Annotated in this window: 19 protein-coding genes; 7 read left to right on the forward strand and 12 right to left on the reverse strand. The window is 73.6% G+C overall.

Annotated elements, in window-relative coordinates; translation table 11 throughout:
- The first annotated feature begins 237 nt into the window (after positions 1-237).
- Positions 238-933: a response regulator gene (locus IEY99_RS18140; RefSeq protein ID WP_189204624.1), complete on the forward strand. Its 696-nt coding sequence runs from the start codon at positions 238-240 to the stop codon at positions 931-933.
- A gap of 340 nt (positions 934-1,273) precedes the next feature.
- On the opposite strand, the gene IEY99_RS18145 is transcribed toward IEY99_RS18140, so the two are convergent.
- Both IEY99_RS18145 and IEY99_RS18150 read right to left on the reverse strand, forming a co-directional pair.
- Positions 1,274-1,921, reverse strand: a complete 648-nt coding sequence (locus tag IEY99_RS18145) for an HAD family hydrolase (protein ID WP_189204626.1) — start codon at positions 1,919-1,921, stop codon at positions 1,274-1,276.
- Positions 1,922-2,036: 115 nt separating this feature from the next.
- Positions 2,037-2,774: a neutral zinc metallopeptidase gene (locus tag IEY99_RS18150; RefSeq protein WP_189204628.1), complete on the reverse strand. Its 738-nt coding sequence runs from the start codon at positions 2,772-2,774 to the stop codon at positions 2,037-2,039.
- 82 nt (positions 2,775-2,856) lie between these two features.
- On the opposite strand from IEY99_RS18150, the gene IEY99_RS18155 reads away from it, so the two are divergent.
- Positions 2,857-3,594, forward strand: a complete 738-nt coding sequence (locus IEY99_RS18155; protein WP_229798882.1) for a YqjF family protein — start codon at positions 2,857-2,859, stop codon at positions 3,592-3,594.
- On the opposite strand, the gene IEY99_RS18160 is transcribed toward IEY99_RS18155, so the two are convergent.
- The 4 genes from IEY99_RS18160 to IEY99_RS18175 form a co-directional block, all read right to left on the reverse strand.
- Positions 3,540-3,908, reverse strand: a complete 369-nt coding sequence (locus IEY99_RS18160) for an ArsR/SmtB family transcription factor (protein ID WP_229798884.1) — start codon at positions 3,906-3,908, stop codon at positions 3,540-3,542. The genes IEY99_RS18155 and IEY99_RS18160 overlap by 55 nt on opposite strands.
- 69 nt (positions 3,909-3,977) lie before the next feature.
- On the reverse strand, positions 3,978-4,523 hold the full coding sequence (locus tag IEY99_RS18165) for a hypothetical protein (RefSeq protein ID WP_189204632.1): 546 nt from the start codon (positions 4,521-4,523) through the stop codon (positions 3,978-3,980).
- Positions 4,524-4,530: 7 nt separating this feature from the next.
- Positions 4,531-5,238: a hypothetical protein gene (locus tag IEY99_RS18170; RefSeq protein ID WP_189204635.1), complete on the reverse strand. Its 708-nt coding sequence runs from the start codon at positions 5,236-5,238 to the stop codon at positions 4,531-4,533.
- Between the two features lie 114 nt (positions 5,239-5,352).
- Complete coding sequence (locus tag IEY99_RS18175; RefSeq protein WP_189204637.1) at positions 5,353-6,369, reverse strand: CDP-alcohol phosphatidyltransferase family protein; 1,017 nt, start codon at positions 6,367-6,369, stop codon at positions 5,353-5,355.
- Between the two features lie 361 nt (positions 6,370-6,730).
- Here IEY99_RS18175 and hpt point away from each other — a divergent pair, with 361 nt between their 5' ends.
- Positions 6,731-7,279, forward strand: a complete 549-nt coding sequence (gene hpt / locus IEY99_RS18180) for a hypoxanthine phosphoribosyltransferase (protein ID WP_189204639.1) — start codon at positions 6,731-6,733, stop codon at positions 7,277-7,279.
- A gap of 201 nt (positions 7,280-7,480) precedes the next feature.
- Positions 7,481-8,350, forward strand: a complete 870-nt coding sequence (locus IEY99_RS18185; protein ID WP_189204641.1) for a PAC2 family protein — start codon at positions 7,481-7,483, stop codon at positions 8,348-8,350.
- A gap of 106 nt (positions 8,351-8,456) precedes the next feature.
- Here the strand turns inward: IEY99_RS18185 and IEY99_RS18190 are convergent, their stop codons facing one another.
- The gene (locus tag IEY99_RS18190; protein WP_189204643.1) at positions 8,457-8,810 is read right to left on the reverse strand and encodes a hypothetical protein; all 354 of its coding nucleotides are present in this window, start codon (positions 8,808-8,810) and stop codon (positions 8,457-8,459) included.
- A gap of 139 nt (positions 8,811-8,949) precedes the next feature.
- On the opposite strand from IEY99_RS18190, the gene IEY99_RS18195 reads away from it, so the two are divergent.
- A complete protein-coding gene (locus IEY99_RS18195) occupies positions 8,950-9,741 on the forward strand; it encodes a GntR family transcriptional regulator (protein WP_189204645.1) in 792 nt (263 codons plus the stop codon).
- A gap of 105 nt (positions 9,742-9,846) precedes the next feature.
- Here the strand turns inward: IEY99_RS18195 and mshC are convergent, their stop codons facing one another.
- The 5 genes from mshC to IEY99_RS18220 all read right to left on the reverse strand — a co-directional run bounded on the left by mshC (position 9,847) and on the right by IEY99_RS18220 (position 14,431).
- The gene (gene mshC, locus IEY99_RS18200) at positions 9,847-11,085 is read right to left on the reverse strand and encodes a cysteine--1-D-myo-inosityl 2-amino-2-deoxy-alpha-D-glucopyranoside ligase (RefSeq protein ID WP_189204647.1); all 1,239 of its coding nucleotides are present in this window, start codon (positions 11,083-11,085) and stop codon (positions 9,847-9,849) included.
- A 63-nt stretch (positions 11,086-11,148) separates the two neighbouring features.
- Positions 11,149-11,964: an SCO1664 family protein gene (locus tag IEY99_RS18205; protein ID WP_189204649.1), complete on the reverse strand. Its 816-nt coding sequence runs from the start codon at positions 11,962-11,964 to the stop codon at positions 11,149-11,151.
- Complete coding sequence (locus IEY99_RS18210; RefSeq protein WP_189204651.1) at positions 11,961-12,554, reverse strand: DUF3090 domain-containing protein; 594 nt, start codon at positions 12,552-12,554, stop codon at positions 11,961-11,963. The genes IEY99_RS18205 and IEY99_RS18210 overlap by 4 nt, the downstream gene beginning before the upstream one ends.
- A 120-nt stretch (positions 12,555-12,674) precedes the next feature.
- Complete coding sequence (locus tag IEY99_RS18215) at positions 12,675-13,376, reverse strand: MSMEG_4193 family putative phosphomutase (RefSeq protein WP_189204652.1); 702 nt, start codon at positions 13,374-13,376, stop codon at positions 12,675-12,677.
- 2 nt (positions 13,377-13,378) lie between these two features.
- A complete protein-coding gene (locus tag IEY99_RS18220) occupies positions 13,379-14,431 on the reverse strand; it encodes an LLM class F420-dependent oxidoreductase (protein WP_189204654.1) in 1,053 nt (350 codons plus the stop codon).
- A 157-nt stretch (positions 14,432-14,588) separates the two neighbouring features.
- Between IEY99_RS18220 and IEY99_RS18225 the strand changes: the two genes are divergently transcribed.
- Both IEY99_RS18225 and IEY99_RS18230 read left to right on the forward strand, forming a co-directional pair.
- A complete protein-coding gene (locus IEY99_RS18225) occupies positions 14,589-15,605 on the forward strand; it encodes an aldo/keto reductase (RefSeq protein WP_189204656.1) in 1,017 nt (338 codons plus the stop codon).
- Positions 15,606-15,610: 5 nt separating this feature from the next.
- Positions 15,611-15,802, forward strand: a complete 192-nt coding sequence (locus tag IEY99_RS18230; RefSeq protein WP_189204658.1) for a DUF5703 family protein — start codon at positions 15,611-15,613, stop codon at positions 15,800-15,802.
- Positions 15,803-15,962: the final 160 nt, after the last annotated feature.

Below are 15,962 nucleotides of genomic sequence, written 5' to 3' on the forward strand. Positions count from 1 at the left end.
GCGTGAGCACCTACGCGCCCCCGGCGGGAGCACGACGCGCCCCCGGCGTCAGCACCTCGCGCCCCCGGCGTCAGCACGACGCGCCCGCGGCGTCAGCACCTCGCGCCCCCGGCGTCAGCACGACGCGCCCCCGGCGTGAGCACGACGCGCCCGCGGCGGCCGGGTGGGGGTCGCCGATCGCCTAGGGTGAGCTGCGGGATCGCGTGGGGGAGGCTGGTGGTGTCGGCGGGTGACGGGATGAGTGCGGGCGCCGGTGTGGCCGCCGGGCGTACCGTCCGGGTGCTGCTCGCTGACGATCAGCCCATGCTGCGGTCCGGGTTGCGTTCGGTGCTGGCGGGCTCGGGCGGGCTCGCGGTCGTCGGGGAGGCCGGTGACGGGGCCGAGGCGGTCGACCTGGCACGCCGGTTGCTTCCCGACGTGGTCGTCATGGATCTGCGGCTGCCGCGGCTCGACGGGCTGACCGTCACGCGCCGTATCGCCGGCTCGGGGCTGGCGGTGCGGGTGCTGATCCTGACCGCCGACGACACCGACGAGCAGGTTCTCGGTGCCGTCGCCGCCGGGGCCAGTGGCTACCTGTGCAAGGACGTGCCGCCCGGTGAGCTGGTGGCTGCCATCCGTACGGTGGCGGCCGGCGGCGCGGTCGTCGCACCGGCGATCCTCGGCCGGCTGCTGACCCGGATGGCCGACATCCTCCCGGCCGCCGAGACGACCGCCGCCGCTCCCGTGCTGGACACCCTCACCGAGCGCGAGCGCGAGGTGCTCGTCCACGTGGCCAAGGGCCACTCCAACGCCGAGATCGCCCGGGCGTTGCTGGTCAGCGAGACCACGGTCAAGACGCACGTCGGCCACATGCTCACCAAGCTGCGCCTGCGCGACCGCGTCCAGGCCGTCGTGCTGGCCTACGAGACCGGCCTGGTCCGCCCGGGCGGCTGACCGCCCCCCGCGACCGAAGACGGCGGGCAACCGGACACCGCGAGCGGCCGAAGACGGCGGGCAACCGGGAACAACGAGCGACCGAAGCCGGCGGACGGGTTACCGACGCCGGCAGAAGGAGCCGAGGTCGGACAGGGAGACCGAAAGAAGCTACCTGCTGCTGGCCGCCTGGTCGGCGTGATCGCGGCGGTACTGCCGGCGATCCGGGCGGCCCGCCTCGACGTCCTGGGCGCCATCGCCCACGACTGAGCGCCGTCCGGCGCCCGCTCCGCCGCGCCGGCGGTGGAGCGGGCGGCCAGGTCCCGCGCGGCGCCCCCGCCGGTCGCGAGGTCGCCGGGCGTCAGGTGGTGACGCGGCTGAAGAGGGTCGCCAGGTACTGCGGGTCGACGCCGACGAGGGTGTCGCGCAGGTGGACGCCGTCGGTCGGCGGCAGCTCCAGCTCGGCGGGCACGGCGAGGACGGCCGCGCCGGCGGCGACCGCGCTGGCCGTTCCGGCGGGCGAGTCCTCGATCGCCACGCACGCGGCGATGGGGACGCCGAGCAGCTCGGCCGCGGTCAGGTACGGCGCCGGATCGGGCTTCGGGGCCGACACCTCGTCGCCGCAGACGACCGCGTCGAAGTTCTCCCGTCCCAGGGTGTCCAGGGCGACCTCGACGAGGCGCCGCCCGGTGGAGGTCACCAGCGCCGCCGGCAGCCCGGCCGCGCGGACGGCGCGCAGCAGCTCCATCGCCCCGGGCCGCCAGACCAGGCCGTCCGCGAAGAGCTCCGCGACCCGGCGCTCCAGCCACGCCACGTCGGCGGCCTCGTCGCGGTGCGGCTGGCCGAGGTCCTCGCGCAGGATCCGCATCGACACGGCCATGCTGGTGCCGATCATGGCGAGCCGGGCCGGATCGGACAGCGTGCCGCCCGCGTGCGCGGCCAGCTCGCGCAGGGCGACGTCCCAGACCTTCTCGCTGTCGACCAGGGTGCCGTCCATGTCGAAGAGCACCGCTGCCGGTTGTCGTGATGTCAGGGGAGGCCTCCCACGCCGCTGAGCCGTCGGTCGCCGCCATTGTCGCCCGCCCACCGCCCTGCCACCGGCCCAGCGCTACCCGGTGTGACCGCTACGACAGGTTGCACGGCTCCAGCGAGCGGCTGTAACCGTTGCTGAACGCGCGGGTGCGCTGCTTCGCCGTGCCGTGCGCGCCCTCGGCGAACCACGGCTGGCCCGGCTCGTCGCCCACCGCTTCCAGCCCGAGGGCCAGCTCCTCCAGGTCGCCGTCGGCCAGGCGGAGCCGCTTCGCCTTGACCAGGTCGCCGAGGTACGCCCCGGCCATGCAGTCGGCCTGCAGCTCCTGCTCGATGGTGAACTGCTGCTGGATGCGCAGCCGGCGCTGGATGGCGTGGGCGTACTCGTGGCCGAGCAGGTAGAAGATGAACGCGTCGCCGATCTGCCGGAATGCCGAGAACGCCCAGCGGACGTCGTAGGCGATGAAGTCCCCCGCCGAGCAGTACGCCGCGTTGTTGCGCGTGAGGGGCTGGCCACCGCACCCGACCTCGCCGTCCCGCTCGTACGGGATCAGCTCGGCGACCGGCTGGAACGTCAGCCCGGACGCCTCGAACTCCGTCTTCCAGTACTCCTCGGCGAGGGCCCGGGCGTCCTCCAGGTCGGCCTGGAACTCCTCGACGGTGTCCGTACCGTCGAGGTCGGTGTCCGGGCGCTCCGCGGCCGGCGTGGCCGGTGTCCCCGCGGGCCGCTGGGGCTGCCCGGACGGGGTCTGCGGCGCGGCCACGCAGCCGAGAGCGACGAGCGCGGCCAGGCACAGGGCCGGGATGACGAGGCGATGGCGCGGCACCGGCATGCGGGTCCTCCGAGGGGGCGAGAGACCGGGAGCACCTCCACCATACGGAGGGTGCCTGGACGCCACCCGGAATGATGGGTGGGTGCGGATCGAGGACGTCACTGCGGAGACCACGCGGCCGGTGCGCCGGCCGTGGCTGGTGCAGCGCTGGCAGGACCTGGCGTTCCTGCACTGGGCGGTGCCGCCGGCGACGGTCGCGCCGTTGCTGCCCCGCGGGACCGTGCCGGACACCCTCGACGGAGTCACCTACGTGGGTCTCATCGGCTTCCGCATGGTCGGGCTCGGCCCGCTGCGCGGCCCGGGCATCCCCTACCTCGGCACGTTCCTCGAGACCAACGTGCGCCTCTACAGCGTCGACGACCGGGGCCGGCGGGCGGTGGTGTTCCTGTCGCTGGACGCCGAGCGGCTGCTGCCGGTGGTGACCGCGCAGGCGCTGCTGCGGCTGCCGTACAAGTGGTCGCGGATGTCGCTGCGCAAGGACGCCGGGGTGCTCCGGTACGCCAGCACGCGCCGCTGGCCCGGGCCGCGGGGCGCGGCCACGTCCTTCTCCGTGCGCGTGGGCGCGCCGCTCGACGAGCCGTCGCCGCTGGAGCACTTCCTGACCGCGCGCTGGGGGCTGCACACGCGGGCCTGGGGCCGTACGGTGCATCTGCCGAACGAGCACCCGCGCTGGCCGCTGTTCCGCGCCGAGGCGCTGGAGGTCGGCGACGGCCTGGTCCGGGCGGCCGGCCTGCCGGCGATGGCCGGCCCGCCGGTCAGCGTGCTCTACTCGCCCGGCGTGCCGGTCACCTTCGGCGCCCCGGGCGTCGCGTCCCGCTGAGGCGCGGGCCGCGGCGCGGTGTTGGCGTCCCAGAACCGCCGGTAGCCCTCCATCCAGGCCGTGGCCTCCCGCAACGGCTCCGCCCGCAGGCTGCTGGAACGCCACTGGGCCGAGCGGCTGCGGGAGATCAGGCCGGCGCTCTCGAGCACCTTGAGGTGCCGGGAGATCGCCGGCAGGCTGACGGCGAACGGCTCGGCGAGCTGCGAGACGGTCGCGTCACCCTCGGCGAGGCGGGCCAGGATCGCCCGGCGTGTCGGGTCCGCGAGCGCGGCGAAGATGGTGCTGAGCCGGTCCGGGGCCACGTGACTTAACACCTCCGTTAATTAACGGACGGGTTAAACCTAGCTTCCACGGCGGACCGGGGTCAAGCCGGGGGCGGTCGCTCAGACCCGGCTGGGGATGCGGCGGTGCAGCTCCGCCAGCAGCGTCTGCGGCCCCGGCGACATCAGCCCCACGTCCACCACGAACGCCGGGCCCCCGTCGCGGCGCAGCATCCGGGGACGCCGTCCCGGGCCGGGCAGCTCGGTGACGTCGCGCAGCGAGGTCGGCGTGATGACGAGCTCGGTGAACGGCCCCCAGCGGCGCAACCCCACCGATGCCACCGCCCGCCAGGGCAGATGGACGCCGCGCCGGCCGGTGGCCCCGAACTCCAGTCCGCGCACCGAGCTCTTGAGCCAGCCGAGTCGCCGCCAGGCCAGCAGCAGGATCGTGCCGGCCACGACCGGCGGCCCGATCAGCACGCTCTCCAGCGCCAGGACGAGATCGCCGACGGCCGGGCGCGCGCCCAGCGCGTAGGCACCCAGCAGCACCAGCACGCCGCAGGCGAGCCAGCCCAGGGCGATCACCCAGAGCATCGTCACGAAGACCATGGCCCGGGGCTGGAAGAAGGTGGTCGCGTCCTCACCGACCTCCAGTGGATGATCCCGCACGGGGAGATTATGGCTGCCCGGCCACCGGCGTACGGCCGGTCAGCAGATCCGCCACCCGGTAGAGCGAACCCAGCAGGTACGGGATCGACTCCGGATCCTTCAGCCGGCCCGGCGTGCAGGTCATCAGGTCGGTGCCGGACAGCGTCCAGGCCGGCGCGGCGCCCTGCACGTGGGCGGCGAGCAGGGCCGGGCTCAGCGCGTACGGGGAGGAGGCCGGCTCGCCCACCACCCGGAAGTCCTTGTCGAACTGCTCGTTGCCCAGCGTCGAGCCCGCGCCGAACAGCGCCCGGCCCCACTTGGCGAGCGTCCCCCGGGGCTGGACCCCCAGGTACGGCGACGGCCGGTCGAGATGCACCACGAGCACCGTGTAGTGATGCGTGGTCGAGTGCGTGCCGTGCGTCGTGCCGCCCTGGCCGTCCGAGGTGCTGGTCGTGGTGGTCTCGGTGTACGAGTAGTCGGCGACGCTGGCCCGGCGCCCCCACAACGGCCCGGTCAGCGCGAGCGTCACGCCCCGCCGGTTGCGGCCCGGCAGCCGCGCGCTCCAGTCGACCGCGGGACGGTCCACCAGCGTCCAGCCGTGGGCGGAGGCCCAGCCGTGCAACGCCTCCCGGCGTTCGCGCTCGCGGCGCCGGCCGGCGGCCACGCCGAGGACCACCAGGGCGACCACGGCGACCACGCACAGGCCCATCACACCGGAGATCGCGACTGCGTCCATGGCCGGACAGCTTGCCACGCCGGTGCCGGTCCGGACACGGCACGACCGGTCAGAGTGCAGGCGGTCCGCCCCGGCAGGGGATCAGACCCGGCGGGGCTCAGGAGCGGGCGGGGCTCAGGAGCGGGCGGTGATCGTGGGCAGCCCGACGGTGTCGGCGTCGAGCTGCTCGCCGTCGACCACCTGCTCGACCGGCTCCACGCCCGCCGCGGCGGCGACCGCCTCCGCCTGGGCCTCCGAGATGACGCCCAGCTTCGCCAGCTGCCGGGTGTAGCTGCGGGTCGCCGTCCAGAGCTTGTAGATCAGCAGCAGCTCGAACGCCGTCAGCAGCACCGCGGACACGATCGTCACCGGGATGATCTGGCCGGCCAGCGGGCCGACGATGAAGACGAACATCTGGAACTCGATGCCGCTGAACAGGTGCGCGCGGATCCGCTGGCGGACCAGCATGTTGCGCAGGCGTACGAAGGCGCTGAACTTCGCGCGGAAGTCGCCGTACACGTCGACCACGGGCCGCTCGGCACCCCTGCCGTCGGTGGCCGTGGAGACCGCGCTCACCGCGCCCACCGGGTGCTCGACGCCGGCCTCCTCGACGAACATCGGCCGGGCCGCGTTCTCACCCTGCGCCGCCTCCAGGCGCCGCCGCATGTCGTTCTTGACCTTGCCCATCTGCAGGGCGTTGAGGTAGCGGAAGCCGTCCAGGAAGATGACCACGCCGGCCATCCACAGGTAGCGGATGTCGTCCGTCTGCGCGTACTGGCCGGCCATGAGGGCGACCCCGCAGACGACCACGCGCAGCCGGTCGAAGACGTAGTCGAGCCACGAGCCGAAGACCGAGCCGTTGCCCTTGAGCCGGGCGATCTTGCCGTCCATGCAGTCGAGCACGAAGCTGAGGTGGAAGACCAGCGCGCCGGCCACCAGCCACGGGTAGTCACCGGCGGCGAAGCACGCGGCGGCGACGAGGCCGAGCACGAAGGCACCCATGGTCAACAGGTTGGGCGTGATCCACCGCACCGGCGCGACGAGCCAGACGAGCCGCGAGGCCAGCGGGTCCACCAGCCAGACGGTCCACCACGCGTCGCGATCCTTGTACGTGCGGGTCCGGATCTCCCCGAGCGTGAACCGTTGTGCCATGCAACAACTCCACCGTGCCGACGAACAAATGAATACTGAGACGCGCGGACATTACCGGAGACCGGTTCGCAGCAAAAAGGGCCGGCCAAAAACCTGGACATACGACGTGAAGGTCGGCCTTACGGTCGGCACCGGGATGAACGCCCGGCCGACGGTGCCGGCCCCGGGGCGGAACTGCGGCTTCGTGATCTCCCCCGGCCGCACGTCCGGGCCCGCACCGGCGGTGGGCCCGTGACCAGGATCACCGCGACCGGCCCGGCACCGACACGTCAGCCGTCCGGGCGACAGCGCTGTTGGCCGGGCCGTCCGCGCGTGTCAGGATTCCCGCAGGACTGGCCGGCAGCGTTCTGCGGGGGGATGAGTGGACGCCGAGCACGTGGCGGGCGACCTGGAGTCGGTGCTGTTCACCGAGGAACAGATCCTGCTCCGCGTCGGCGAGCTCGCCGCCGCGATCGGCAAGGACTACGCCGGGCGCGAGCTCGTCCTCGTCGGCGTGCTGGGCGGAGCCGCGACGTTCACCGTGGACCTGGCCCGGGCCCTGCCGAGCCGGGTCGAGGTCGGCTGGATGGCGATGCGCTCGTACACGACGAGCAAGCGCAGCTCGGGCGCCGTACGCCTGCTCAAGGACCTCGATCTGGACATCGAGGGGCGCGACGTGATCATCGTGGAGACGGTGGTCGACACGGGCCTGACCATGTCCTGGCTGATCGCCAGCCTCCAGCAGCGCCGGCCCGCCTCGCTCGCCGTCTGCGCGCTGCTGCGCCGGCCGCACAGCCCCGCGTTCGACGTGCCGACGTACGTCGGATTCGACGTGGATCCCGGCCTCGTCGTGGGCTACGGCCTGGACTACCGCGGTCAGTACCGCAATCTGCGCTGCGCCGCCGTCCTGGCCCCGCACGCCGTCCGCTGAGGCCGCCCGCCGCCGCCGTGGGCCGGCGCGGCCCGCCCGGCACGCTCCCCCGCTCGCGCCGTGCCGCGCACGCCGCCGTGCCGCGCACGCCGCCGTGCCGCGCACGCTGCCGCGCCGCGGGCCGGCGCACGGCGCGGCCGCCGAGTGGGATTCCGTGACGGCACGTAGGCTCTGGGTACTGAGGTACGAAAGGTTGGCATCGTGACAGAGTTCGACGGCCTCCCCCTGCTGCGCTCCCCCGTGGCGATCGCCGCCTTCGAGGGGTGGAACGACGCCGCCGACGCGTCGACGGCCGCGGTGGAGCACCTCGAGCAGGTGTGGCAGGCCCGGGAGATCACCACCATCGACCCGGAGGAGTTCTACGACTTCCAGGTCAGCCGCCCGACCATCACCATGGCGGAGGGTGAGACCCGCAAGATCGAATGGCCCACGACCCGGTTCAGCGTGGCCAGCCCGCCCGGCACCGAGCGTGACGTGGTGCTCATCCGCGGCATCGAGCCGAGCATGAAGTGGCGCACCTTCTGCGAGCAGATCCTCGAGGTCTGCCACAGCCTGGAGGTGGACCGGATCGTGCTGCTGGGCGCGCTGCTGGCGGACGTACCGTACACGCGGCCCCTGCCGATCAGCGGCACCGCCTCGGAGAAGGCCGTCGCCGAGAAGTACAAGGTCGTGCCCACCCGCTACGACGGCCCCACCGGCATCGTCGGCGTCCTGCAGGAGGCGGCCGGGCGCGCCCAGCTCGACGCCCTCTCCTTCTGGGTGCACGTCCCCCACTACGCCAACAACCCGCCCTGCCCGAAGGCGACGCTGGCGCTGCTCAGCCGCCTCGAGGACGTGCTCGACCTGCCGGTGCCGCTCGCGGACCTCGCCGAGGAGGCCGACGAGTGGGAGAAGCGCGTCCGGGCCGCCGCGGAGCAGGACGCCGAGCTCGGCGAGTACGTCCGCGAACTGGAGGAACGCGTCGGCGACGAGGGCATCAAGCCGCTGACCGGCGACGAGATCGCCAGCGAGTTCGAGAAGTACCTGCGCCGGCGCGGCGGCTCGGCCGGTCCGACCGCCGGATCCTGGTGAGCCGCACCGCTTCCTCGACTCGTCCACCCGGGACGGTCGGGGTCGGCCCCTCCCGACGGGCATGGCCCCGCGCGGACGCGGAGCCATGCCGGGGGAAACGGGCCGGCTAGCGCCAGAAGGTCGCGACGGCGGCGTTGACGAGGGTCATGGCGATGATGCCGATGAAGTGACCCCGGTTGACGTCCTCGCGCTTGCGCCGCCACGGGACGAACACCATCACGAGGATCAGGATCGCGACGACCAGCTTGACGGCGAGCCTGGCCGGGTCGGGCTGTGCGTCGCCGTCACGGGGAAGCGGCGCGGAGAGGGCCAGGCCGGTCAGCACCTGGATGATCGCGCCCCACAGCATGGCCGGGTTGATCCGCAGCTTGCCCGAGACGAACTGGACGATCGCACCGCCGAGCAGCAGCGCGAAGCCGACGAGATGCGCGTAGCGCAGGACCAACCGCAGAGCCTCCATGGCGAGACAGCCTAATGGTCACCCGGAACGCCGCCGGCCGGCAGGTGCCCGTGTGCGCCGTCGCGGCTCCGGCGTGTCGGTGCGGCACGGCGCACCACCCGTACGGCATCCTAGGAACCTAGGGTCTGGAGGTCGGAGCATGACGATCAATCCTGGCGCCGCCGAGTTCCCGCATCGGCAGATCGCCGCCCAGCTGAAGGAGCGCATCCGGCGCGGCGACTGGCAGCCCGGCGAGCGGCTGCCGTCGATCCCGGCCATGGCCGAGATGTTCGGCGTGGCCAAGCAGACGGTGCAACGGACGGTCGACCAGCTGCGGGTCGAGGGCGTGCTGATCACCAAGCCCGGCTCCGGCACGTACGTCCGCGGCACCCGGCGCCGCCTCAACCGACTCTCCCGGGGCCGCTACGGCGTGCACCGCGGCTACCACGCCGACCTCGCCGCGCGGTACCGCCAGCAGCTCACCCGCGTCGGCCGCGAGGCCGCCCCGCCGGAGGTGGCCGACGCGTTCGGCGTCCGCGACGGCACCGAGATGCTGGTACGGCGCCACGTCGTGCGCACCGACGACGCCACGGTCGAGGTCGGCGCCTCCTGGTTCCGGGTCACCGACACCACCGGCACCTCCCTGGAACGCCTGGAGGCCTTCGGGCGCCCGCTCTACCAGGAGGCCGAGGAGGCGATCGGACGCCGGTACGCCTCGGCGACGGACACGATCAGCGCGCGCCAGCCGAGCCGGGAGGAGGCGGAGATCCTGCAGATCCGGCCGGACACGCCGGTGCTGCACCTGCTGCACGTGGCCTTCGACGAGACGCGCAAGCCGATCGAGGTGGCGCAGGCGACGTGGCCCGGCCCGATGACGACGCTCACCGAGGAGTACCGGATCCCGGCGCCGGCGCCCGAGCCGGATCCCGACCCCGGCCTCAGCCTCGCGTGACGGGCAGGGTCGCGCACGGCCCCAGCGCGGGGAAACCCGGCACCGCCACCCCGCGCCGCAGCTCGGCGTCCGGCCTGGCGACCTCGCCCGCGGAGCCGCAGGCCCCTAGAGCCGGACGCCGAGCAGCGCGTCGACCGTCGCGGCCATGAGGGCCGGTGCGGCCGGGTCGTCGCCGGCCCCCGACAGCGCCGCCTCCGCCCAGGCGTCGACCAGCGCGAGCGCCGCCGGGGTGTCCAGATCCCGGTGCAGCGCCTCGCGGACCGACGCGAGCAGGCCCTCGCCCGACGGGCCGGACGGCGCGGCCGCCGCCTCACGCCACCGGGACAGGCGCAGCTGGCCCGCCTTGAGGACGTCGTCGGTCCACTGGCGGTCGCTGCGGTAGTGGTCGGCCATCAGGCCGAGGCGGATCGCCATCGGGTCGACGCCGTCGCCGCGCAGGCGGGACACGAAGACGAGGTTGCCCTTGGACTTGGACATCTTCTCGCCGTCGAGGCCGATCATGCCCGCGTGCACGTAGTGGGCGGCGAACGGCGCCGCGCCGGTGAGGCGCTCGGCGTGGGCCGCGGAGCACTCGTGGTGGGGGTAGAGCAGGTCGTTGCCGCCGCCCTGGACGTCGATCGTGGTGCCGAGCAGGCCCAGGGCGATGGTCGCGCACTCGATGTGCCAGCCGGGGCGGCCCGGGCCCAGGTCGCCGCCGTCCCAGGCGGGCTCGCCCTCGCGGGCGCCGCGCCACAGCAGCGGGTCGAGCGGGTCGCGCTTGCCGGGACGCTCCGGGTCGCCGCCGCGCTCGGCGGAAAGCTTGCGCATCTCGTCGCGCGACAGGTGGGACTCGTAGCCGAACCTGGGCGCCGCCGCCACGGAGAAGTAGACGTCGCCGGTGCCGTCGTCGAGCGGGTACGCCGCGCCGTCGGCGACCAGCTCCCGCACGTGGGCGGCGATGGCCGGGATGGACTCCACCGCGCCGACGTAGTGCGCGGGCGGGATGATCCGCAACGCCTCCATGTCCTCGCGGAACAGGGCGGTCTCGCGCATCGCCAGCACGATCCAGTCCTCGCCGTCGCGGGCGGCGCGCTCCAGCAGCGGATCGTCGATGTCGGTCACGTTCTGCACGTAGCGCACGTCGAGGCCGGCGTCGCGCCAGGCGCGTTGGACCAGGTCGAACGTGATCATCGTGGCGGCGTGGCCCAGGTGCGTGGCGTCGTAGGGGGTGATCCCGCAGACGTACATCGTCGCGATGCCCCCCGGCGTGGTGGGGGCGATCGTGCGGCGGGCCGAGTCGAACAGGGCCGGCGGAGCGGCGTCTCCCGGCAGCGTCGGCACGTCGTGCCCGGTCCAAGCGTCCATGGTCAAAAGCCTATCGAGAGCCGCCGACACTTCCGCACGGGCGTGAGTAAAGACTCAGGGCGCTCAGATCGGGGGCCAGGGCACGGCCGGCCAGTCCTGCGGGGGCGCCGGGAACGTCCCGGCCCGCACCAGCCTGCGCACCCGCAGGGACGCGTGCTGCACCTCGGACACCGTGAGGTGCTCCTCGAGCCGCTGTCCCAGCCCCGCGTCGAGCAGCTCCCCGAGCCGGCGCAGCACCTCGATCGACTCCGGCGGGATCGGCTTGCCGGTCCAGCCCCACAGCACCGTGCGCAGCTTGTTCTCCACGTGGAAGGAGACCCCGTGGTCGACGCCGTGGACGCCGCCGCCGGCGGCGTACAGCACGTGGCCGCCCTTGCGGTCGGCGTTGTTGATGACCGCGTCCAGCAGGGCCAGACGGGCCAGGCGGGGGTCGTCGGCGTGGGCCAGCGCGTACGCGTCGCCGGCTTCGTCGCGGGCCGCGGCGACCGGGAACCAGCCCTGCGGCACCTCGTACGCCGGGACGAAGCCGATCAGTGCCTCGGCGCCGGGCGGCTCGTCGATCCAGAGCTGGCAGGCGCCCGGCCCGAGCGGCCCGTCGCGCAGGATCGTGGGCGGCACCAGGCCCCAGCCCGTCGCCTGGGAGACCAGGAACGCCGCCACCTCGCGGCCGGCCAGGGTGCCGTCCGGGAAGTCCCACAGCGGGCGCTCACCCTGCACCGGCTTGTAGACGCAGCGGCGGGTGAGCCCGTCGAGGGTGATCTCGGCGCGCAGGGTGGTGTTGGAGGCGTCGACCAGCCGGCCCTCGAGCTCCAGGGTCCCCCGGGTGAGCAGCTCGAGGGCGTCCTCCTCGGCGAGCACGGATGAGGACTCCGTCGTCACCGGTGATAGCCGTTGTGCCGGGGACAGAGGTGGCCCGCCGGGTCGAGCGGCTGGCCGCAGAGCGGGCACGGCGGCCGGCCGGCCGCGACCACCCGCCGGGCGCGGTCGATGAACGCGCGGGTCGCCTCGGGGGTGAGGCGTACGCGCAGGCGGTCGAGGTCGTCGTCGGGCTCGTCGTCCTCGTCGTCGTCGAGCGGTTCCTCGTCGTCCTCGTCGCCGGCGAGATCGGCCTCCGCGTCGCCCTCCCCCGCCTCGATCGCCTCGATGACGACCGTGGTGGTGTCGACGTCGAAGGCGAGGCCGAGCGTGCCGACGCGGAACTCCTCGTCGACCGGAGTGTCGAGGGGCTCGTTGTCGCTGGCCGCCGCCGGCGACGTCTCGGGCAGCTCGACGCCGAAGCGCCGGCTGGCCTCGGTGAGCAGCTCTTCCAGCTTCTCGGCGAGCAGCGACACCTGGACCTTCTCCAGCGCCACGCTGACCACCCGCCCGCCGCCGCGGGCCTGGAGGAAGAATGTCCGGTCGCCCGGCTCGCCCACCGTCCCGGCGACGAACCGCTCCGGCGGCTCGAAGGCATGCACCTGGTGGGTCATGACAACGACCCTATCCGCCCGCGTACCCGAGCGCGCAGCGCACCGGGCCGGTTCGCCGAGGGCGCAACGCGAGCGGCCCCGGCGGTGACAAGCTGCCTACAACGGCGTCACGCAGGGTGTTCAGACGCCCGCTCCGGCACCGCCCCCGACGGCGGCGTCGGACTGCGCGGCCGGGTCCACCGCCTGACCGTCCGTCCGCGGCGGAGGCACCAGACCGGCCAGGTCGGCGGTGTCGTTGAGCCGGACCAGGAAGGGCCGGGTCGGCGTGTAGCGGATCACGCTGAGCGATGCCGGGTCGGCCACGATGCGCTGGAACTCGTCCAGGTGCAGCCCCATCGCGTCGGCCACGATCGCCTTGATCACGTCGCCGTGGCTGCAGGCCAGCCAGAGCGCCTCGGGACCGTGCTCGGCGGTCACCTGGGCGTCGCGGCGCCGGATCGCGGCCACCGCCCGCGCCGACATCGCCGCCATCGCCTCCCCGCCGGGGAAGACGACGGCGCTCGGGTGCTGCTGCACGACCGGCCAGAGCGGGTCCTGGGCCAGTTCCTTGAGCGGCCGGCCCTCCCAGGCGCCGTACCCGCACTCGACGAGCCCCTCGTCGACCACCGGGGTCACGTCGGGCAGGGCCAGCTCCAGCGTCTGCCGGCAGCGGCTCAGCGGGCTGGTCACCACCGCGGCGAGCGGCAGCTTGCGCAGCCGCTCGCCGACGCGTACGGCCTGCTCACGGCCGATGTCGTCGAGCTCGACCGGCAGCCGTCCGGCAAGCCCGCCGCTGGCGTTGGCGGTGGTACGACCGTGGCGCAGGAGCAGGACGGTGGCCATGGTTACCCGGCCACGCCGGACGCCTCGTAGGCCTCGGCGAGCGTCCGCAGGGTCTCGATGCCGCTGTCCCGGTCGGGCACGAACGGGCTCACCGAGAGCGTGGTGACGCCGGCCGCGGCGTACTCGCGGATGCGCTCGGTGATCCGCTCCTTCGGGCCGATCAGGGACGTCCGCTCGATGAACTCCTGCGGCACGGCCTCGGCCGCGTCGCGGTGGTTGCCGGCCAGGTAGAGGTCCTGCACCTTGCGGGCCTCGTCCGCGTAGCCCATCCGCACCGCGAGCTGGTTGTAGAAGTTCTGCTCGCGGCTGCCCATGCCGCCGACGTAGAGCGCGGCGTAGAAGCGGATCACGTCGGCGCAGGCGGCCACGTCGTCGCCGATCATGACGGGCACGCTGGGGCAGACGTCGAAGCCGTCGAGCCCGGCCCCGATCTTCTCCCGCCCGCGCCGGATGTGCTGCAGACTCTCCTGCGCGGCGTCCGGCGCGAAGAAGACGGCCAGCCAGCCGTCGGAGATCTCGCCGGCCAGCTCCAGGTTCTTCGGCCCCACGGCCGCGAGATAGACGGGTACGGCCTTACGCGGCGGATGGAAGCCCAGCCGCAGCGCCTTCCCGGCCCCGTCCGGCAGCGGGAGCCGGTAGTGCTCGCCCTCGTACGTGACCGGCTTGCGCGCGATGGCCAGCTTGACGATGTCGACGTACTCGCGGGTGCGGGCCAGCGGCTTGGCGAACCGGACGCCGTGCCAGCCCTCGGAGACCTGCGGGCCGGACACGCCGAGGCCGAGGCGGAACCGGCCGCCGGAGAGGGTGTCGATGGTCGCGGCGGTCATCGCGGTCATCGCCGGGGTGCGCGCCGGGATCTGCATGACCGCGGAGCCGAGGTCGATGCGTTCCGTCTGCCCGGCGATCCACGCCAGCATGCTGGGCGAGTCCGAGCCGTAGGCCTCCGCCGTCCACACCACGGAGTAGCCGAGCCGGTCGGCCTCCCGGGCCATCGCCAGGTGGTCGGCGGGTGTGGTCCACGAGGTCTGGTAACCGAGGTTGAGTCCGAGCCGCACGGATCCTCCCGTTCCTGCCGCCGGAGCACCGATACTCCGCAGTACGCAGCCTAGGCGAACACGCTGTGTGATCTTCGTCGAGTTGGTCGCGTACCCGACGCCGGATCGGCCCGGCACAGGCGTTCCGCAGGTGGTCGCGCCTGAATAAGGTTCACCCATGCAACAGCGACCGCTCGGCCGAAGCGGGCTGGCGGTCTCCCGGCTCGCCCTCGGCACCATGACCTGGGGACGCGACACCGACGCCGACGACGCGGCCGCCCAGCTCAAGCTCTTCCTGGACGCCGGCGGCACGCTGGTCGACACCGCCGACGTGTACGGCGACGGCGACGCGGAGGCGGTGATCGGCTCGCTGCTGGGCCCGCTGGTGCCCCGCGACGAGGTGCTGATCGCCACCAAGGCCGGCCTGGGCCACACGCCGCACCGGCGCCGCGACAGCTCCCGGGGGCATCTGCTGCGCACCCTCGACGCGTCTCTGCGCCGGCTCGGCACCGACTACGTGGACCTGTGGCAGCTGCACGGCTACGACCCGCACACCCCGCTGGAGGAGACCCTCGCCGCGCTGGACCACGCCGTGCACACCGGCCGGGTCCGCTACGTGGGCGTGTCCAACCTCGCCGGCTGGCAGACCGCCCAGGTCGCCACCTGGCAGCGGGCGTTCCCGGGCCGGACGCCCATCGTGGCGACCCAGGTCGAATACTCGCTGCTCGAACGCGGCATCGAACGCGAGGTCCTGCCGGCCGCCGCCGCCCTCGGCATCGGCGTGCTGCCCTGGTCACCCCTGGGCCGGGGTGTCCTGACGGGCAAGTACCGCAACGGCCGCCCGCTGGACTCCCGCGCCGCGACGGACCATCTGGCCCCGTTCGTCCGGACCTACCTCGAGCCCCGCAGCTCCAGCATCGTCGAGGCGGTGGTGACGGCCGCCGCCGGCCTCGGCGTGGAACCGCTGGAGGTGGCCCTGGCCTGGATCCGTGACCGCCCGGGCGTGGCGGCGCCCATCCTCGGCGCCCGCACCGCCGGCCAGCTCCAGGGCGCCCTGCTCAGCGAGCAGCTCACCCTGCCGGCCGAGATCGCCCGAGCCCTCGACGACGTCTCGGCGGTGCCGATCGGCTACCCGGAACGCGAGGGCCTGACCGGCCCGGGGGCTGGTGGCACACCCGCCGCTGACGCATATTAGGACCCATGGACTACGAATACGCGCCGCTGCGGTTGCCATCGAATGTCGATCGTCTGACCGCCGCGGCGCAGCTAGCCATCCAAGCGGAGTTCTCCGGATGGGAGCTGGCCCGAGTCCAGCTCTTCCGCGACGGAACCCGGCAGGTGATGCTCCGCCGCAAGGCGGGAAGCACTCTCCAGCCGGGCCTCTCTCTGTAAGGCCCACCCTCCCGGCGCCCCCACAGGGTCACTCCCCTGCCAACGGCCCCGACCCCGCCTGGTCTGCCCGCAACCAAGGTCGCACTGCGCCCGTCGGTGTCGAAGGCGCCAAAACAGACCAGGCGCTCTTTGCCGTGGTCTGTTTTGGTGTCCTCGACAC

The sequence above is a fragment of the Couchioplanes azureus genome, assembly GCF_014648355.1.
Lineage (GTDB): Bacteria > Actinomycetota > Actinomycetes > Mycobacteriales > Micromonosporaceae > Actinoplanes > Actinoplanes azureus.

Bases quoted from the DNA above. Each gene is read 5' to 3' on its own strand.
- IEY99_RS18140 (WP_189204624.1), top strand. From the start codon at position 238: ATGAGTGCGGGCGCCGGTGTGGCCGCCGGGCGTACCGTCCGGGTGCTG.
- IEY99_RS18150 (WP_189204628.1), bottom strand. From the start codon at position 2,774: ATGCCGGTGCCGCGCCATCGCCTCGTCATCCCGGCCCTGTGCCTGGCC.
- IEY99_RS18170 (WP_189204635.1), bottom strand. From the start codon at position 5,238: ATGGACGCAGTCGCGATCTCCGGTGTGATGGGCCTGTGCGTGGTCGCC.
- IEY99_RS18175 (WP_189204637.1), bottom strand. From the start codon at position 6,369: ATGGCACAACGGTTCACGCTCGGGGAGATCCGGACCCGCACGTACAAG.
- IEY99_RS18190 (WP_189204643.1), bottom strand. From the start codon at position 8,810: ATGGAGGCTCTGCGGTTGGTCCTGCGCTACGCGCATCTCGTCGGCTTC.
- IEY99_RS18195 (WP_189204645.1), top strand. From the start codon at position 8,950: ATGACGATCAATCCTGGCGCCGCCGAGTTCCCGCATCGGCAGATCGCC.
- mshC (WP_189204647.1), bottom strand. From the start codon at position 11,085: ATGGACGCTTGGACCGGGCACGACGTGCCGACGCTGCCGGGAGACGCC.
- IEY99_RS18210 (WP_189204651.1), bottom strand. From the start codon at position 12,554: ATGACCCACCAGGTGCATGCCTTCGAGCCGCCGGAGCGGTTCGTCGCC.
- IEY99_RS18215 (WP_189204652.1), bottom strand. From the start codon at position 13,376: ATGGCCACCGTCCTGCTCCTGCGCCACGGTCGTACCACCGCCAACGCC.
- IEY99_RS18225 (WP_189204656.1), top strand. From the start codon at position 14,589: ATGCAACAGCGACCGCTCGGCCGAAGCGGGCTGGCGGTCTCCCGGCTC.
- IEY99_RS18230 (WP_189204658.1), top strand. From the start codon at position 15,611: ATGGACTACGAATACGCGCCGCTGCGGTTGCCATCGAATGTCGATCGT.